The organism is Streptomyces sp. NPDC017246, from assembly GCF_044331325.1.
Lineage (GTDB): Bacteria > Actinomycetota > Actinomycetes > Streptomycetales > Streptomycetaceae > Streptomyces.
Genome location: NZ_JBIRMW010000013.1, coordinates 20,392 through 37,371 on the forward strand (window position 1 = coordinate 20,392; position 16,980 = coordinate 37,371).

The window sequence follows — 16,980 nt, forward strand, 5'->3', positions numbered from 1 at the left end:
CTCGGGTGGCGCCGCCGTCAGGATCGGGAGCACCGATGAGTTCTTCCCGGCGCCGCCGTCTGTCTGCGTGAGCCGCCACGTGCGGAGGACACTCACATGACGGAAGGCGCCATGCCCGCACCACACACGACTCCCACCCTCCCGCCCGCCCACGTCACCGCCGTGCTGCGGATTCTCGTACTGTCCACGTTCGTCGTCCTCCTCAACGAGACGATCATGGTCAACGCGATCCCGCGGCTCATGCGCGAGTTCGAGGTCACCGCGGCCGCCGCAGGATGGCTGTCCACGGCCTTCATGCTCACCATGGCCGTCGTCATCCCGGTGACGGGCTGGTTCCTGCAGCGCGTGACGACCCGGACGGCGTTCAGCCTGGCCATGGCACTGTTCCTGGCCGGTACGACGCTGGCCGCGGCCGCGCCCGCGTTCCCCGTACTGCTGGCCGCCCGCGTCATCCAGGCCAGCGGCACCGCCGTCATGATGCCGCTGCTCATGACGACGCTGATGACCCTCGTACCCCCGCACGAACGCGGACGTGTGATGGGCAACATCACCCTCGTCATCTCCGTCGCACCCGCGCTCGGTCCCGCGGTCTCCGGTGTACTCCTGCAGTTGGGGACGTGGCGCCTGCTCTTCTTGGCCGTGCTGCCGATCGCCGGAGCGATGACCCTCTTCGGCCGGAGCAAACTGGTCAACATCGGCGAGCCGCAGGCCGGCCCGATCGACTGGTTGTCCGTCCCCCTGGCCGCAGCGGGCTTCGGCTCCCTGATCTACGGCCTGAGCGAGCTCGGAGCCGGGAACGCGAGCCACGCCCCCGTCCCCCCGGCGGCCATGACCCTGGCCGGCGCCGTGCTGGTCGGTCTGTTCGTATGGCGTCAGCTGGCGCTTCAGCGCTCGTCCACGCCGCTCCTGGACCTGCGCGCCCTGGCGTTCCGTCACTTCTCCGTGGCACTCGGCCTGATGTGCCTGTCCTTCATGGCGCTCATGGGCGCGTTCATCCTGCTGCCGATCTATCTGCAGGAGGTACGTGGTCTCTCGTCATTGCAGACCGGGCTGCTCCTCATCCCGGGCGGTTTGACCATGGGTCTGCTCGGGCCACAGGTCGGCAAGCTCTACGACCGACTCGGTGCACCGCGCCTGGTCGTACCCGGAGCCGCCCTCACGGCGCTCTGCCTCGCGCTGTTCGCCTTCACGGGCGAACAGACCTCACCGTGGCTGGTGCTCGCCCTTCACGTGGCCCTGAGCGCCGGGATGGCGTTCGTGTTCACCCCCGTGTTCACTTCCGGTCTGTCCGTGCTGCCACCGCACCTCTACCCCCACGGCTCGGCCATCCTCGGCTCGCTCCAGCAGGTCGCGGCCGCCGCAGGCACCGCACTGATCATCAGTGTCATGTCGGGACACGCCGCCACGGCGGCAATGGACGGCGCCGACGCGACCGGCGCCCTGGCCACGGGCATCCGATGGGGATTCGGCGTCGGCGCCGTGATCGGCACCCTGGCGGTGCTGGTCGCGCTGCTGGTCCGTACCCCGCCTGTTCCGCCGCGGCCGGCAGCGCCGGAGACTCAGGACGAAGGCGGCACCACGACGAGCAAGGCCGCCCCCACAGTCACCTGACACCTGCACACGAGGCCACCCGCCCGTCGCTCCCGTACGGCGGGAGTGGCGGGTGGCCCGACCTTCCCACGTGGCGGGACCGGCCTCTGGTCGCTGGTCCTGTCCCCCGCCCGGACCCGCTCACTGCGCCGCTCCGTGGTCGCCGCCCTACGCTCGAGACATGCGACGCAGCCAGATGCACATGTCCAGCGAGGCCCAGGACGCCCTGCTCACGGCACTGCAGCAGCTCCGGGCAGAGCTGAAGGCCACTACGGACTTCCCCGCACACGTGCTCGAAGCTGCGGAAGCCGCCAAGGCCGCGGCCCGGCTTCTCTTCAACACGGTGTAGCAGCCCGTCGACTCCGGCGGGTCGGTCGGCTGGTGTCGGCCGTACGGGACCCCGGAGGGACGGGACTCACGAGGCCGGAGAGATCCAGTGCCGCACGAACGGCAGATCCGCCGGTTTCACGTGCTCGCGCGGCCCCGCTGCTTGCAGCACTACGTCCAGCACCCGAGCCGGGTCCGCGGCGTACGCGTGGGAGAACCACGCCATATTGGCTTCCACCACGGCCCACCGGTGACCCGGGCGGCAGGTGTCGAGCAGCTGCCCGACATCCACCACGACGGCGCTCGGCAGTGCGGGCCCGGCTGCGGCGATCAGGCGGCCGACGAATTCGGCGATCTCCGCGGCGATGGGCCCGTGCCTGTCGAGCGGGTGCGGGTCGAGCCGGCCGAACACCGCGTATCGACTGCCTGCGGCGATCTGTCCGTCGAGCAGGAACAGCCGGTACTCGGCAGCGAAGGTCACCACATCGGAGAGCAGCACCGGCGTCGCCGGGTCCAGATCCGCGGGCAGCCGGGAACCGTCCGTGTAGATGTCAGCCGGGAAGGACTTGTCCCGCGGCGGCTTGACGAACGTCGGCCGCTCGATCGCCCATGCGTCCAGGACGGTTGCCGCACGGACCTCCCGCCCGGTGAACTCCTCCGGCAGACCGGCAAGCCAGTCGTCCGCCGGTTCGAGCAACGCGAAGCCCAGCTGTCCCGCCAACCGTGCGCCTGCCACCGGGCCCCCGTACCAGTACGCCGGTCCAGCCGTCGCAGAGGCCGCCTCCGCGGCCAGGACCTCCATCCCCCGCCCCGCCGCCTCGACGGCCAGAAGCTCCATCGTCGACGTCCGCCGCCCAGGCATGACAAGCACCGCAACCCTCCCCTTCGCGACGTGCGAAGCCTCCAGGCTAACCCCGCCCCCTTCCCGTCCGCCTTCGGTTCAGGGCGGCAGGGCTGCCCGGGGGCGCAGGCCCGAGCCGTCCGCTCGGCCCGCCGCCAGAGGCCGCATGAACACCGAACCGATCCACCGAGCAGCCATCGCGATGTGGGTGCGAGCGCTCATACGGTCATGGCGTCGATTCGCCGGGGCCGGGGCTGCCGAAGTGCCGGGCCGACTTGCCCTCCTGGGCGAGTCGGCGAAGGGCCAGTAGGGCGGGTTCGAGGAGGACCGTGATCAGCACGGCCCGTTCGGCCTGGGCCAGCAGGTCGCGATCGCCGCCCATCTGCCGCATGTCCACGTCCGCGATGCCGTCGGCGAGTCGGGCGTAGGGCAGCAGGTCGCGCCAGTCGATGTCCGCGCCGAGGCCCGCGAGGGCGGTGAGGACCTCCGCCAGGGTGTGTGCGGCCGGGTTGCCGCGGGACACGTCCCAGCCCATCTCGGAGATCAGCATGCGCGCGTCGGTCAGGCCTGGCTGCTCCGGCTCCTTCAGGGGCTCTTCGGCGTCGGCGTTCTCCTCGTTCCCGGCCGGTCGCACACCCAGCACGATCCCGAAGACCTGGTGCAGGTCCTCCTGTTCGGCGGTGATCGCGTCCAGGATCTCCTTCGTCGCGCCGGTCGACAGACCTCGGGTCCCGATCAGAGTGCGGATGAACCGGAGGCGGTGCACGTGGTCTTCGCCGTATTCGGCCTGGTTGGACGCGGTGGCCCGCCCAGGAGGCAGCAGCCCTTCGCGCAAGTAGTGCTTGATCAGCGGCACTTGCACGCCCGTGCGTCGACTGAGCTCGGAGACCTTCATCCACTCACTCTCTCTGCAATGGATAGCGGATAGCGCTATTATCCATTCTGTAGCCGCGCCCATCCACACAACCCTCTGGAAGGGGCTCTCCGCCGTGCCCACATTAGGTTGGAACACCCTCAACCCCGCGCCGCCGCAGGCGCCGGTGCTCGTCATGGCGTCCCGTTTCGAACTGCGGTCCCTCAGAGACGTCCCCCGCTTCCTGTTGCTTTCCACGGCGTCCTGGCGCCAGGTCAGGACCGCACCCGGCGCGTACGGCGCCTCGCTGATCGCCCGACCTCTCGGGAGGGTCTTCTACACCCTCTCCGCCTGGCAGGACCGCGCCGCGCTCTCCGCGTACGCCCGTTCCGACCCGCACGGCGATGCCATGCGTGCCATGCGGCCCCGGATGCGACCCTCGACCTTCGTCTTCTGGGAAACCGACGCCGAGCACCTGCCGATCACCTGGGAAGAGGCCGAACGCCGCCTCGCCGAGAAGGCGAGGTCCGAAGCCGCCGGCCCTGACGACCGACCCGCCTGATACCCGTGATGCCCGACACCGCAGGGCCCATGCACCGATGAAACCGGTCCCAGCGCGTCGCAGGTCGTCGAGGACGGCGAGTCGGCCGAGTCGGACGGCTTCTTCGTGTCCCGCCCGCCGGGGCGCACGACCTACCGAAAGGATCCGCTCATGTTCGGCACACTCATGCTCATCGCCGTTCCCACCGTGCTGTTCCGGCTGCTCGGCGCGTTCGGCGTCGGACGGTTCGCGACCTGGCGGGTGTCCGTCCTGCACGGCCTCGCGGTCATGCTGGCCTTCACGGCGAGTGCCCACTTCCTCCCGTCCGCCCTCGGCCCGATACCCGGACGGCACGACCTGGTCGCGATGGTCCCGCCGTTCGTGCCGTTCCCCAGCCTCGCGGTCTACGCGACGGGTGTCCTGGAACTCCTCGGCGCCGCCGGACTCGTCCGGGAGGCCACCCGGCCGACGGCCGGGCTCGGCCTCGCCGCACTGTTCGTCCTGATGCTCCCGGCCAACATCTACGCGGCCGTCGAGCAGCTCCCGTTCGACGGGGAGCCTGCCACGCCTCTGTGGTTCAGGATCCCCGAGCAGGTGGTCTTCATCGGCGTCGCCCTGTGGGCCTACGACCCGGCACGCACGACGACTGCCCGCCGGGCCGACGTGGCTCCTGTCTGAGGCGTCCGCGACCCGTCGGCCCCGGACAGGACCTCCTCGGCCGACGCGGCTTCGGCTTCACTCCACAACGCACATGGCTACGAGTGGTACTCAGGGAGCACGGAAGCGGCCCACCTGGTCGGGGCCGACCGCCAGAAGGCAGCTTTCGACGGGGGACGCGTCCAGGGCAGGTGTCGCGAGGGCGCGGTCGGGCAGCCGGCCCTGCCCGTGCTGCTGGATGTGTCGGGCGAACCAGCGGCACCGCCCGGGCATCGAGGGTAGATGTTCCGTCTCGCGGAAACCGGGTCAGGGTACTGACCCGCGCTGCCGCGAGGTGCGACGCCCGCCGTTCCCGCATCCGGTCCATACCGGTACCGGTGTCCGGGCGGTGTGGAAGACTCCCCCACACGCAGTCGACCTGCCGGAGGTATCCGCATGTCCCGTTCCTACCCTGAGTTCATCCAGGGTGCCGGCGCGAGTCTGGCCACACGGAGCGTGCTCTCGGGCGCGGGTCGGATCCGGTGGGCGCACCGCAAGCCGTCGCGGCACGCGGCCGACAACGGATGGCGTGTCATGAGCGATGTCGATTCGAGTGAGTACCTCTCGGACGCGGGGAATTGGGCCGTCACCGACTTCAACGAGCTGTGTGCGATCGAGCCGGCCCTCATCGCCGTCTACGACTTCCCGGTCGGGTCGGACCTGCAGATCGTGAAGGACGGGGCGGGACTTCGGATCCTCGACGCGGTGTCGGGCCGTGAGGTCCCGCAGAGCGCGTACTACGTCCCGGGCCGGGCGGCTCGGCCGACACAGTCGGACGCCCACGACGATCAGCAGCCATCGGCGGAGCAGTAGCCCCCTCTCCGGACCCTCACTGAACCCGGAGCCGAACCAGGACCCGGCCCCGTACCGGCACCCGCGCCCGCACCCGCACCGGTGACCACCAGCGTCGAGTCCGTCGATAATTGCCTCGACACGGGTCGCGGGGATCGGGGACGCTTCGCGCGATGACAAGAATCGACGACACGCCGACCGCGTGGGACGAGCGCAGCCAGCTCACCACGTTCCTCGACTACACCCGTGACACCGCCCGCGCCAAGTGCGACGGCGTCTCCGCGGAGAACGCGCGCAGGGCACTCCTGCCGGGCTCGCCGCTGATGACCCTGAGCGGACTGATCAACCACCTCCGCTGGGTCGAGTACTACTGGTTCCAGGTGGTCTTCCTCGGTGAGGAGGACCAGGGCCCCTGGACCGACGAGGACCCCGACCGCGAGATGCGCATCGCCGTGGACTTCCCGCTCGCGCAGCTGCTCGACGAGTACGCCGCGCAGAGCGCCCGCTACCGCGAGCTGGTCGCGGCGAACGACCTGGACGACAAGGCGAAGCGGGCCGTCCGCAACGGCCTCCACGTCGACCTGCGCTGGATCCTCCTCCACCTCACCGAGGAGACGGCCCGCCACAACGGCCACCTGGACATCCTGCGCGAGCTGCTCGACGGCACGACCGGCGACTAGCAGCCGTCCGCGAGGCCGAGGAGAGGGTCTCCGGTGACTGATCACGACGCGATGCCGCCGGTTAGGGTGGACGGGTTCCGGAGGTCCGGGGCACGAAATTCGGATGGGTGGGGAATGGCGAAGCACAGACTGTCCCGAAGAGGCCGCTACATAGCCTTGGCGACAACCGGTGTCGTCGTCGTGGCCGGTGCCGGGGTCGCGGCGCAGACCTCGATGGCGGCCACGGCGTGGCCGGCGCAGAAGACCTTTTCGGGCAGGGCGTTCGACGCCTGCACGGCGCCCTCGCTCACCGCGATGAAGGCGTGGAAGAAGGACGGCTACTACAGCGGGGTGGCTGTCTACATCGGCGGCAGGAACCGCGGCTGCGCCCAGCCCAATCTGACGAAGCCCTGGGTGAAGTCGGTCGACACGCTCGGCTGGCGAGTCGTCCCGCTCTACGTCGGCGCCCAGCCGCCCTGCCAGAAGAGCGGGAACAAGGAGCGTTTCAGCACCGCCACCGCGGCGTCGGTCGGGGTGAGCAACGCCAACGACGCGGTCGCCAAGGCCTCGGCACTCGGCATGAAGGCCGGCAGCCCGATCTACCTCAACATGGAGTCGTACGACATCGCCGACAAGGCGTGCAACGACGCGACCCTGACCTATGTGCGTTCCTTCACCAAGACCCTGCGCGCCAAGACCTACCGGGCCGGCCTCTACGGCTTCAGCAGCTCGAGCGCCAAGGCGATCGCCACGGCCAAGGACCGCAAGGACCTCCCGGGCAACCTCTGGTACGCCCTGTGGAACGGCCAGGAGACCACCACCAAGGACTGGCCGTGGGATCCGAAGCTGTACACCGACCACAGCCGCGCCCACCAGTACAAGGCCAACAGCAGGGAGACGCGGGGCGGCTACACCATCACCGTCGACCGCAACGCCTGGGACGCCCCCGTCGCCATCATCGGCTGACGGCATCCGGCCGTGATCCTTCCACGCTGAGGTCACGCCCCGCGGCCGCTCCTTCTTCGATGTCTTCGTAGACCGTCTCCCAGCTCAGATTGGCGCCGTCACGGCCCGCCCAGGAGGCGGTGCGGCGGGCCGCCTCGCGGAGTTCGGCGGGCCATGCCGGGTCCGCCAGGAGCCGGTGCAGTTCCTCCGAGATGTTGCTGATGGTCTGCCCCGCGACCTCCAGCAGGTGCCGGGCCAGCTGGTGGTCACGGGGGCCGTAGCCGATGAGCAGGTCGTACAGGTGGGAACGCTCGCTGACCAGGAGGCGCAGGTAGGGGCGCCAGGGGTTCCAGGCGAGGCTCCGCCATCGGGCGGACGGGCCGGATGCGGAGGTCGCGGCGGTGACGGCCGCCTCCAGGAGTTCTTCCGCGTCCCCGGGGCGGCCCGCCTCGTGGAGGTCGACGCAGAGGCGGGGCATGGACTCGAACCGGTGCGGCCACACGTTGCCCGGCTGCGCGAGGCTGTGGCCGCCGGGTACGCAGAGGTCTCCCGGTTCGAAGGCCAGCGCGTGGACGTCCGCGAGGCCGATGTCCTGGGCGCCTGAGGCGAGCCTGCCGCGTGCGTCGAGGACGGCGAGCCGGACCCTCAGGAGGTGCGCGGCGTTCCCGGTCCGCATATAGGCCTCCTGCCCCTGCTGGGGCCGGGTGATGGTGGCGGCCATGGTCGCGGCCCGTTCGACCAGTTCGTCGAGGACGGGGGTCAGGACCGTACGCGCGGTGTTCAGGTCCCAGAGGGTGGGGTTGGCGGTGAGGGCCTGGGTCACTGCCTCCAGCAGCTCCGTCTGGGCGATGGCACTCGAGCGCAGTGCCTCCAGTTGTGCCCGCAGGCTGTGTGGGGTGCCCGGAGGAGTGAGGCCGCGGCTGATCATTCGGGCGGTCAGCCGGTTCGCGGCCGCTGTCGCCTCCTTGGTCGGCTGTCCCCCGAGGTGAGCGGCGATGAGGTGCAGTTGTTCGGCCTGGTCGTCGGGCAGGGACCTCTCACCGGCCCGGGCGAAGCCGATCAGTGCATCGGTGTCCTGGCGGCGTTGCGCGTCATGGAGCAGCCAGGGCAGGAGCAGTCCCGGGGCTTCGGGTACGCGGGCGATGACCTCCTCGCGGGGCGCGGGGAGCCGCTTGCGCAGCTGGCGTCCTCTGCGGCGGCGCTTTCCGGTGACCTTCGTGGCGTCCGGGTCCTCGTCCTGCCTGTCCGCGTCCGCGCCCGTGTCCTCGTCCTGCGCTTCGGCGTGCGGGCTCTGAGTGTCGACGTCCGCGTTCTGCCCGCATACGTCCGAGTTCCTCCCCTGCGGGTTCTCGTCGGAGCTCTGCTCGCTCCGCGCATGCTCCGCTGTCTCCGGAGCCGCACCGTCGTTCTCGGGGACGAGGCCGACGAGTCGTTCGAGGGCGTGCGTCGCGAGGTGGTGGCCGCCGGCCGCTGCGGCGATGGTCAGGTCGGTGTCCCAGGGGGCCGTGGTCCACGGCTGGAGGGTGGCGGCCCGTGGTGTGACCGACCGGGTCGTGTCGGGCAGTGACGCGGCGATCACCCGGGCGGGGAGTCTCTGGCCTCCGACCACTCCCAGGGCGGTCAGGGCCAGCGCCGTGCCGGGCGGCTGCGGATCCCGTCGCACCTGGTCGACGGTCGTCCTGGCGCGGCACCACTCCCGTGCCGTACGGCCGGCAGGTGGGTCGTCGGCCATGAGCAGGGGACGGAGGAAGTAGCGGGCGATGCTCTTCCGTGTGTTGTCGCTCGGTGCCGAGGCCGCGGCCGCATCCAACTCCCCGCGCAGCGTCGGGGCTGCGACACGGATGCCGGGACGGCACAGGGTGGTGGCCACACCGTGGAGTACGACGTGGTGCGTGGCGACGGGCAGGTCGCCCCGCGCCAGTTCGTCCAGGCAGGTCCGGAGGGCCCGGAAGGTGTCGGCCGTGCGCTCATGGGCCTGTGCGGCGGCCCAGCAGGCCGCGGCCGAGGCGACGATCCTGTCGATGTCCTTGGGGACCTTCCCCGGTACCCCGGCGAGGCGTTCGGGGAGCTCGCGACAGATGTCGCCGTACGAGTCGGGCCATTCGGCGGCCAGATCGGCGAGCGTGGCGAGGGCGTGTTCCAGGGATGCGCCGCGTTGCCGCAAGGCGCCGTCGAGCATCTCGTTCATGAGCGTGACGGCCGTACGCTGCCGTCCGTCCCGCCCTTCCCGTCCATCCCTCCCGCTCTGTCCGTCCCACCCGTCACCTCGTTCCCGACCCTTCCGTCGAGTGTTCGAGACCGCTTCGCCTTCCTCGTGCAGATGACGCATCAGGGTGGTCAGGTGGAATACGAGACCGTGCCGCGGCAGGTCCTCGGCGGGCAGGGCGCAGAGGACTGCCGCGGCGGTGGGGCGCTGCTGCCGGATGCGCACCGTCAGCGACCGAAGGACCTCCCGGCGCCGAGTTCCGTCGGCCGCGTCCCAGATCGTCCGCAGCAATGGGGGCCAGATGCCCTCGGCCGGCTCGCAGGTGGCGTCGAGTACCTCCAGGTACCGCTCGGCGAACACCCGGCCGTTGTCCGGCTCCTCCAGGAGGGGGACGATGTCGGTGAGGGCCTGGGTGGGGGCGTTGCGCAGGCCGGCCAGGATGCGGACGAACGTCTCCCGCGCGACCGGGGAAGAAGCCTTGGCCAGGGGAGCCAGCAGGGAGTATCTACGGCTCGACCTGTGGGCGTGCGCCCGGTCGCTGTGGTGGAAGGCGTGTCGGGTCGCCTCGGCGAGGTACAGATCCTGGGGGTGCTCGGCGATGCGGCCCACCGCCGCCTCGAGTCCCGCGGGGGCTTCGGCGAGACCTCTGCCTGCCGCGTGCTCGCCGATCGCCTGGTGGTGGAAACGCAGCCGGCCCGCGAAGGGTTCGCTGAGGACGCCCCGGCGCAGCAGGAGTCCGATCCAATGGGCCGCCTTGGCCCCGGACACGGCGAGGCGGGACGCCACGAGGTCGCGGGCGGTGTCCCGGCGGAGTTCGATGGTGCCTTCGAGCAGGGTGGCCAGGCCGAGTTCGGCGGCGACCGGGCCCAGCGGTTCGGTCTGGTCCTCCGGGTCCGTGCCGGGGGCCGCCACGGCGTGCCGCTTGTCGCGGTCGACGCGCCATCGCCAGTAGTCGTGGAAGAGGCCTGCCGCATCGAGGTCGAATCCGCTCGGCCCCGTGGGGGCGTAGAGGTCGAAGACCATGCGCAGGTGGAGGGGGTGGCGGATGAGCGTGCCGAGAGACAGTCCGCGGGCGGCGGCGTCGGCCAGGGCCTGCCTCATATCCGGGAGGCTGCCCTCGCGATCGTTGCGGGACGGTGCGTACGCGCGGGCGTAGGCGTCGATCGCTCGGGCGAGTTCGGAGCCGGGCGCCCAGCCGTGCCGGTGGTCGCCCGCGGGGCCGTCGTCGTACTCGCCGAGGCGGATGTCCGCGAGGATCGACGTGTAGGCGCCGGACTCGCGCTCCTTGTCCCGGCGCTCCTTCAGCAGCCCGGCCTCGCCGGCACGACACGCCAGGGCCACGGCGGTCTGCCTGGATCGCAGGACGGTGATGAGTTCGACGAAGTCGTTCACGGTCTCTGGCCGGTGGAGCAGCAGATCGGCGGTGTCGAGGAGCAGGACGATCCGGCGCGTGGCGCCGCCGGCACCGCGAGAGGTCCGCTTGCGGTGCGCCTCCAGCAGCGCGGGCAGCTCGCGCGTACGGAGGTCCGCGCCTCCGCCCGCGTCGAGGAGCGAGGTCGCGGACAGCAGGACCAGGCAGACGTCCTCGCGTCCGGCCAGAGCTCGGTGCACCCCCCACAGCGAGCAGCTCTTGCCGACGCCGGGGTCACCGACGAGGGCCGCGGCCTGTCCCGGTGCCGCGCCGGCCAGTTGACGGCCGATGTGCTTGAGCACCTGCGCCTCGGCGGTCCGTTCGACACGGACCTCGGCCAGCGTCACTCGGTCGACGGCCGGCCCGAAGTCGTTCACGGTCACCGCGTCGAGGGACCGCAGCGCCCCCTCCTGGGCCCGCACCAGGGCCGGCAGCCTTCGGTCGACCTCTTTCGGGGTGAGGACGTACCCGGCGGGGATCGCCGCTTGTCGCAGGGACTGCAGCCGGGCCGCTTTCCGCTGCTCGTCACTCCCCCGCAGGGCCGCCGCGTAACGATGGCGCAGCTCGGCGAGGTCTCCGTAGCCGCTGCCGCACGCGGGCGAGCAGTCCGTTCGCGCCCGCGCCACCTCGCAGTACCCCAGGCCCGCCTCGGCCCAGACCCCGCCCTTGCCGATCCAGGTCGAGATGGTCCCGGGGGTCACCTCACACCACGTGGCCAGTTCCCCCGTACGCATGCGGCGCCCGTCGTAGCCGTGGGTGACGCTCGTCATCCAGTGCCGCACGGCCTCGAGGACCCACAGGCGGTCCTTGCTCCAGTCCGCCGTGTCCTCGGGCCACCCGACTCGCCGGCCCGTACCCGCGGGGTGCCAACGCTCTTCTTCACCGGCCAATTCTTCATCCCTCGGCACAACTGAAAAACAACCACACACCGTTATTCGACCAGGTCGACAGCGTACGTGAAGTGCGCGAGCCGCGGGCGTCGATCGGCTCCCTTCTGAACAACTCCCGCGTCGAGAAGCCTCGTTCGTGTCCGACACGACCGACACGACCAGGAGGAACGATGAACCTCGAAGAGCTGTTCGACCACGCGGCGGAGTGGGCGGACACCGCCGCCCCGTGGATGGGCGTCAGCCAGGGCCTGCGCCTCGCCCGGGAACTCGTCCGCTACGGCACGCTGCTGTGGATGACCCGGGGCTGCACCCCGCGTGAACGGGCCCTGGCCTTCGCGGCCATGCACCGCTCGCGCCGGGGCCGGCGCCGTAGGGGGTGAGATTCGGCTGTAGGGGGCGGCCTCGCCGTAGAGGCCGCCCCCTACGAGCGCTCGGCGAGAAGGTGCGGAGGTCCGGGCGGGCGGGTGGCCTTCGCCCGGAGAGGCTCGGCATCGCCGCCCCGCCGTCCTGGTGCGGCCGGGGACCGGGGCGGGACGCGCCTTTGCGCGGCCCTCGGCGGGTCCACCCGTTTCCCACCCGGGTGGCAGACACGCCATCTGGGCCAAGGCACGGCCTGGAAAGTATGATCAAGCGATGTCTGACATGACTGAGACCACGCCCGGCTGGCTGACCACGGACGAACTGAACGCGGCCAGGGCCCAGATGCCGATCCTGTACGTCGAGGCCGTGCCCGTGCGCGTGGACGACAGCGGCGAAGTCACGAGCATCGGGCTGCTCCTGCGGATCGGCGCGGAGGGAACGATCAGCCGCACGCTGGTCTCCGGCCGTGTCATGCACCACGAGCGGGTCCGCGACGCACTGCTGCGCCATCTGGAGAAGGACCTCGGTCCCGTGGCCCTCCCCCGTGTCCCTCCTGCCCTGCAGCCCTTCACCGTCGCCGAGTACTTCCCCACGGCCGGCATCACCCCGTTCCACGACCCTCGCCAGCACGCGGTGTCCCTGGCGTACATCGTGCCGGTGAGCGGTGACTGCCGCCCGCGGCAGGACGCGCTGGACCTCGTCTGGTTCAGCCCGAGGGAAGCGGCCTCCCAGGCCGTACAGGGGGAGATGCCGGGCGGCCACGGGGCTCTGCTGAAGCAGGCCATCGCGCACGTGGGGTACACCTACTGAGCTCGGCCTCTCGCGTACGGCCGACGAGCGGCCGGTACGGTCCGCCGGTCCGCCGGTCCGGGCGTACCCCTGACGAGGTGCGTCCCGGCGTACCCCTGACGAGGTGTGGGGCCGTGCATGTCTCGGTGCGGGACTACGGCTCCGTCTCCGTGGCCGGTGATTCTGCCGATGTCTGTGTGTCGTGGCGGCCCGACAGTGGCCGGGCCAGCTCAGTGCGACCGCCGGCCTGTTCCTCCGGCGGGCGGTCGCCCCCACGACACGAGAGGACGACTCAGTCGTGAAACGACACCTTGTCGCAGTCTCCGCCGCCGCATGCCTCGCCCTGCTCCTCGCCCCCGGCGTCCACGCCGCCGACGCCCGGACATCCGCCGTCGACGCCGCCGCCGCGGCCAATCCGTACGAGCGCGGTCCCGCGCCGAGCACGGCGAGCATCGAGGCGCTCCGCGGCCCGTACGCCGTCTCCGAGACCTCCGTCTCCTCCCTCGCCGTCACGGGCTTCGGCGGCGGCACCATCTACTACCCCACGTCCACGAGCGACGGCACGTTCGGCGCCGTGGTCATCTCCCCCGGGTTCACCGCCCTGCAGTCCTCCATCGCCTGGCTGGGGCCGCGGCTCGCCTCGCAGGGCTTCGTGGTGTTCACCATCGATACGAACACCACCCTCGACCAGCCCGACAGTCGCGGACGGCAGCTCCTCGCCGCACTGGACTATCTGACCCAGCGCAGCACCGTGCGGGGCCGTGTGGACGCGACCCGGCTCGGTGTCATGGGGCACTCCATGGGCGGTGGCGGAACCCTGGAAGCCGCGAAGAGCCGGCCCTCCCTCAAGGCCGCCGTTCCCCTCACCGCGTGGAACACGGACAAGACCTGGCCCGAGATCACCACGCCCACCCTCGTCATCGGCGCCGACGGCGACACGGTCGCGCCCGTCGCCACCCACTCCGAGCCCTTCTACGAGACCCTGCCCGCCTCGCTCGACAAGGCGTACTTGGAGCTCAACGGCGCCACGCACTTCACCCCCAACGCCTCGAACACGACGATCGCGAAGTACAGCATCGCGTGGCTGAAGCGCTTCATCGACGACGACACCCGCTACGAGCAGTTCCTCTGCCCGATTCCCCGGCCCAGCCTGACGATCGCGGAGTACCGGGGCAGCTGCCCGCTCGGTTCCTGACGCCCTGTGCACCGTCACAGAGCACGGAGCCCGGGTCTGGGCCACAGTCCAGACCCGGGCTCCGCCCGGACCCGGGAGCCTTCCGCCGTCCCTTACGGGTCGGTAGCTTGGCGGCGTGAGCGGAGCGATGCACACCGTGGCCCCGCGTCGGCGGTTGTACGACCGGACAGCCGAACTCGCCGCCGTGGACCGTCTGTCGGCCCGCATCGAGGCCGGACTCGGCGGTGTGCTGTTCTTCACCGGCGACCCGGGCGAGGGGCGTACCGCGGTTCTCTCGCGCGCGGCCGACGACTTCGCCCGTACGGGATCCCCCGGGGCATCAGGCACATGGCCCGGCAGCACCGGCCATCTGGTCGGCGCACCGGAACACCGAGGGCCGTGGAGCGGAGCCCGGGCCCTGTTCGCCGCCCTCGCACCCACGCCGTCGGCCGCACGCCGGGCCCTGCGGCTGGCGCGTGGCGAGAGCGGCCTCGCCGCGGCGGTGGCCGAGCTCCTCGGCGGCCGTCCGGCGCTGATCTGTCTCGACGACCTGCACCTCTGGGACGCCCATTCGCGCGCCGCGCTCACCGCGGCCTGGCAGGACGCAGGTCGCCAGAAGGCCGGTCGCCACGACGCCGGTCGTCACGACGGTGCAGGTCGTCACGAAGGCGGCCGGTCCGAGGCCGGTCGGTCCGAGCTGAGCAGGCAGGGACGAACCGGTTGGGTCGTATCGGCCGCGCGACACCACCGGCTTCCCGAGGTGCCCGGGGCGGAGACCGTACGCCTGGGGCGGTTGACGCCGGACGGAGCACGGGCCCTGCTGGGCGAGCTGTGCGCCGTGCCCCCGGCGCCCGCGGTCGCGGGGCGGTTGCTCGACGACATCGCAGGCCACCCCGGGCTCCTCGCCTCGGTGGCACGGCGCCTCACAGCCGCCCAACTCGCCGGAGGCGCACCCCTGCCACGGCCGGTGGCCGACGGCGCCGTCCTCGCCGAGGTGTACGGCGGGCTGCTGGGCCACCTTCCCGCGGACTCCCGTCGGCTGCTCTCCCTGGTGGCTCTGGCGGACCGTACCGGGGGTGCCGGTGCGAGTGCCGCGTACGAGGTGGACATCGGCGCCGTCCTCGCCGCCGCCCGGGCCACCCGTACCCATGTCGAAGCCCTCGACGGTCTTCTCGCGGACGGACTGCTGTGCCGCAGGGGGGACCTCCTCCGGTTCGAGGACGCCTTCCTCGCGCGGGCCGCCCGTGCCTCTGCGCCGGAGGCCTGGCACCCGTGTGTCCAGGAGGCCACCGGGTCCGATCCGGCGCGTACCACCGGGGCCGGGGCCGGGGCCGGGCCGACGAGCGCATTGCTCACGTGGAGCGAGGAGCACCGCGCCGACCGCCTCGGCTCCTTCCCCGCCGGACGGGTCCTCGCGCCGGTGGTACGCGGCCGTTCCCAGCTCGTCCGCGGGCTGGCCGCCCTCGCGGGCGGCCCTGTCATGGACGCGTACGAGTCGCTTCTCCAGGCGGCGGAGCTGTTGCGCGACCGGGCGCCGGCCGAGGCGTCCGACGCCCGGTTCCTCGCGATGGAGGCCGCCTGGGCGGGCGGTGATGTTCCCGCCTGTCTGACGGCCCTCGACGGCGGCAGGGACGCCCGGGGCTCCGAGCGTGATTTCGCCGAGGGCCTGAGCGCCGCCCTGAGCGTACGGCTGGACCATGCCCGGCCCTCGCTGGCGCGTGTGGTCGCGCGGGACGGTTGCGAGGACGATCCGAGGCTGCTGCTGCGGGCCGGTTCGGCCGCGCTCGTCCTCGGCGACACCACGGCGGCGGCCCGGGTTCACGCCCGCGCGCTCGCCCGCGCCCGCGCGGAGCGCCGTACCTCCCTGCTGCCCCGTGTCCTCGAACACCTGGCGTACGCCGAACTCCGGGCCGGCCGGTACAGCCGGGCCGCGCGCACCGCCCGGGAGGGGCTGCGGGCGGCGGAGCTGACCGGGCAGCGCAACGTCGCCGCCCACCAGCACGCCGTCCTCGCTCTGGTGGCCTCGGTGGTCGGCGACGAGGGGGCGGTGACGGAGCACGCCGGGCGGGCGCTGGAGACGGCGCGCCCCCACGGCCTCGCGCAGGCCGCGACACTCGCCGAGTGGGCGCTGGCCCGGAGCGAACTGGGCCGGGGACTGGCCGCACAGGCGGCGGCGCGGCTCGTTCCGCTCGTCCGCGTCGGCCCGCGGGGCGGTCACTTCGCGCTGCGGATGCTGGTCGTGCCCTGCTTCGTGGAGGCGGCCGTCGCCGGCGACCGGAGGGCCGAGGCCCGAGCGGCGGCCGACGAGTACGCCGTCTGGGCCGTCCAGGGCGTCGACAGCGCGGCCCCGGCGCACCTGGCCCGCTGCCGGGCCCTGCTCGCGAAGGGCGAGGAACCGGCGTACTGGTTCGACGAGGCCGTCCGCCACCACGACAACTGCGGCAACGACTTCGAACGCGCCCGCACCCTGCTCGCCTACGGCACGTGGCTGAGACGCCGTCGACGCCCCGGGGACGCGCGCGGGCCGCTGCGCGACGCGCTCGTCACCTTCGAACGGGCCGCGGCGGACGGCTGGGCCGAGCACGCCCGGTCGGAGCTGCGCGCCACCGGCGGCGCGACCGGCGGCGTCGTATCCCCCGGTGCGTGGGCACGACTGACCCCGCAGCAGCAGCGGATCGCCCGCCTTGTCGCACAGGGTGCCACCAACCGGGAGATCGCCGACCGTCTCGCCCTGAGTCCCCGCACGGTCGATCACCATCTCCGGAGCGTCTTCGCCCGGCTGGGCATCCGGTCCCGCGTCGAACTCTCGGGTGTGGTCGGGCAGTGGGACACGCCCGGGTAGGCAGACGGCCCGTGGATGACCGGGCGCGTCCGCCGGTCGGTGGATACATCCGGAGACCTGATGA

Annotated in this window: 14 protein-coding genes; 11 read left to right on the top strand and 3 right to left on the bottom strand. The window is 71.9% G+C overall.

Annotation, left to right across the window (positions count from 1 at the left end; genetic code table 11):
• The first annotated feature begins 111 nt into the window (after positions 1-111).
• Both ACH4MY_RS27085 and ACH4MY_RS27090 read left to right on the top strand, forming a co-directional pair.
• Positions 112-1,611, top strand: a complete 1,500-nt coding sequence (locus ACH4MY_RS27085; RefSeq protein WP_398006336.1) for a DHA2 family efflux MFS transporter permease subunit — start codon at positions 112-114, stop codon at positions 1,609-1,611.
• A 160-nt stretch (positions 1,612-1,771) separates the two neighbouring features.
• Positions 1,772-1,939, top strand: coding sequence for a hypothetical protein (locus ACH4MY_RS27090; RefSeq protein ID WP_398006337.1), 168 nt, complete (start codon positions 1,772-1,774; stop codon positions 1,937-1,939).
• 66 nt (positions 1,940-2,005) lie between these two features.
• Here the strand turns inward: ACH4MY_RS27090 and ACH4MY_RS27095 are convergent, their stop codons facing one another.
• Together ACH4MY_RS27095 and ACH4MY_RS27100 are read right to left on the bottom strand one after the other, a co-directional pair.
• On the bottom strand, positions 2,006-2,755 hold the full coding sequence (locus tag ACH4MY_RS27095; protein ID WP_398006338.1) for an ATP-grasp domain-containing protein: 750 nt from the start codon (positions 2,753-2,755) through the stop codon (positions 2,006-2,008).
• Between the two features lie 229 nt (positions 2,756-2,984).
• A complete protein-coding gene (locus ACH4MY_RS27100; RefSeq protein ID WP_398006339.1) occupies positions 2,985-3,653 on the bottom strand; it encodes a MerR family transcriptional regulator in 669 nt (222 codons plus the stop codon).
• 94 nt (positions 3,654-3,747) lie between these two features.
• On the opposite strand from ACH4MY_RS27100, the gene ACH4MY_RS27105 reads away from it, so the two are divergent.
• From ACH4MY_RS27105 to ACH4MY_RS27125, 5 genes are all read left to right on the top strand, one after another.
• The gene (locus ACH4MY_RS27105; RefSeq protein ID WP_398006340.1) at positions 3,748-4,173 is read left to right on the top strand and encodes a DUF3291 domain-containing protein; all 426 of its coding nucleotides are present in this window, start codon (positions 3,748-3,750) and stop codon (positions 4,171-4,173) included.
• Positions 4,174-4,323: 150 nt separating this feature from the next.
• Positions 4,324-4,830, top strand: a complete 507-nt coding sequence (locus ACH4MY_RS27110) for a hypothetical protein (protein WP_398006341.1) — start codon at positions 4,324-4,326, stop codon at positions 4,828-4,830.
• Between the two features lie 414 nt (positions 4,831-5,244).
• Positions 5,245-5,661, top strand: coding sequence for a DUF2185 domain-containing protein (locus ACH4MY_RS27115; RefSeq protein ID WP_398006342.1), 417 nt, complete (start codon positions 5,245-5,247; stop codon positions 5,659-5,661).
• A gap of 152 nt (positions 5,662-5,813) precedes the next feature.
• Positions 5,814-6,320 carry a DinB family protein gene (locus ACH4MY_RS27120; RefSeq protein WP_398006343.1) on the top strand — a complete coding sequence of 169 codons (507 nt, stop codon included), beginning with the start codon at positions 5,814-5,816 and terminating at the stop codon, positions 6,318-6,320.
• A 114-nt stretch (positions 6,321-6,434) separates the two neighbouring features.
• Positions 6,435-7,265, top strand: a complete 831-nt coding sequence (locus ACH4MY_RS27125; protein ID WP_398006344.1) for a glycoside hydrolase domain-containing protein — start codon at positions 6,435-6,437, stop codon at positions 7,263-7,265.
• Here the strand turns inward: ACH4MY_RS27125 and ACH4MY_RS27130 are convergent.
• Positions 7,255-11,751, bottom strand: a complete 4,497-nt coding sequence (locus ACH4MY_RS27130) for a hypothetical protein (RefSeq protein WP_398006528.1) — start codon at positions 11,749-11,751, stop codon at positions 7,255-7,257. The two genes, ACH4MY_RS27125 and ACH4MY_RS27130, sit on opposite strands and share 11 nt — an antisense overlap.
• A 170-nt stretch (positions 11,752-11,921) precedes the next feature.
• Between ACH4MY_RS27130 and ACH4MY_RS27135 the strand changes: the two genes are divergently transcribed.
• The 4 genes from ACH4MY_RS27135 (at position 11,922) to ACH4MY_RS27150 (ending at position 16,916) form a co-directional block, all read left to right on the top strand.
• Positions 11,922-12,131: a hypothetical protein gene (locus ACH4MY_RS27135; protein WP_398006345.1), complete on the top strand. Its 210-nt coding sequence runs from the start codon at positions 11,922-11,924 to the stop codon at positions 12,129-12,131.
• Between the two features lie 253 nt (positions 12,132-12,384).
• The gene (locus ACH4MY_RS27140) at positions 12,385-12,921 is read left to right on the top strand and encodes an NUDIX hydrolase family protein (RefSeq protein WP_398006346.1); all 537 of its coding nucleotides are present in this window, start codon (positions 12,385-12,387) and stop codon (positions 12,919-12,921) included.
• Between the two features lie 277 nt (positions 12,922-13,198).
• Positions 13,199-14,095 carry an alpha/beta hydrolase family protein gene (locus ACH4MY_RS27145; protein WP_398006347.1) on the top strand — a complete coding sequence of 299 codons (897 nt, stop codon included), beginning with the start codon at positions 13,199-13,201 and terminating at the stop codon, positions 14,093-14,095.
• Positions 14,096-14,210: 115 nt separating this feature from the next.
• Complete coding sequence (locus tag ACH4MY_RS27150; protein WP_398006348.1) at positions 14,211-16,916, top strand: LuxR C-terminal-related transcriptional regulator; 2,706 nt, start codon at positions 14,211-14,213, stop codon at positions 16,914-16,916.
• The last annotated feature ends 64 nt before the right edge of the window (positions 16,917-16,980 follow it).

Coding starts and splice junctions, on each gene's coding strand:
- ACH4MY_RS27085 (WP_398006336.1), top strand. CDS start 112: ATGCCCGCACCACACACGACTCCCACCCTCCCGCCCGCCCACGTCACC.
- ACH4MY_RS27090 (WP_398006337.1), top strand. CDS start 1,772: ATGCGACGCAGCCAGATGCACATGTCCAGCGAGGCCCAGGACGCCCTG.
- ACH4MY_RS27095 (WP_398006338.1), bottom strand. CDS start 2,755: ATGGAGCTTCTGGCCGTCGAGGCGGCGGGGCGGGGGATGGAGGTCCTG.
- ACH4MY_RS27100 (WP_398006339.1), bottom strand. CDS start 3,653: ATGAAGGTCTCCGAGCTCAGTCGACGCACGGGCGTGCAAGTGCCGCTG.
- ACH4MY_RS27110 (WP_398006341.1), top strand. CDS start 4,324: ATGTTCGGCACACTCATGCTCATCGCCGTTCCCACCGTGCTGTTCCGG.
- ACH4MY_RS27115 (WP_398006342.1), top strand. CDS start 5,245: ATGTCCCGTTCCTACCCTGAGTTCATCCAGGGTGCCGGCGCGAGTCTG.
- ACH4MY_RS27120 (WP_398006343.1), top strand. CDS start 5,814: ATGACAAGAATCGACGACACGCCGACCGCGTGGGACGAGCGCAGCCAG.
- ACH4MY_RS27125 (WP_398006344.1), top strand. CDS start 6,435: ATGGCGAAGCACAGACTGTCCCGAAGAGGCCGCTACATAGCCTTGGCG.
- ACH4MY_RS27135 (WP_398006345.1), top strand. CDS start 11,922: ATGAACCTCGAAGAGCTGTTCGACCACGCGGCGGAGTGGGCGGACACC.
- ACH4MY_RS27140 (WP_398006346.1), top strand. CDS start 12,385: ATGTCTGACATGACTGAGACCACGCCCGGCTGGCTGACCACGGACGAA.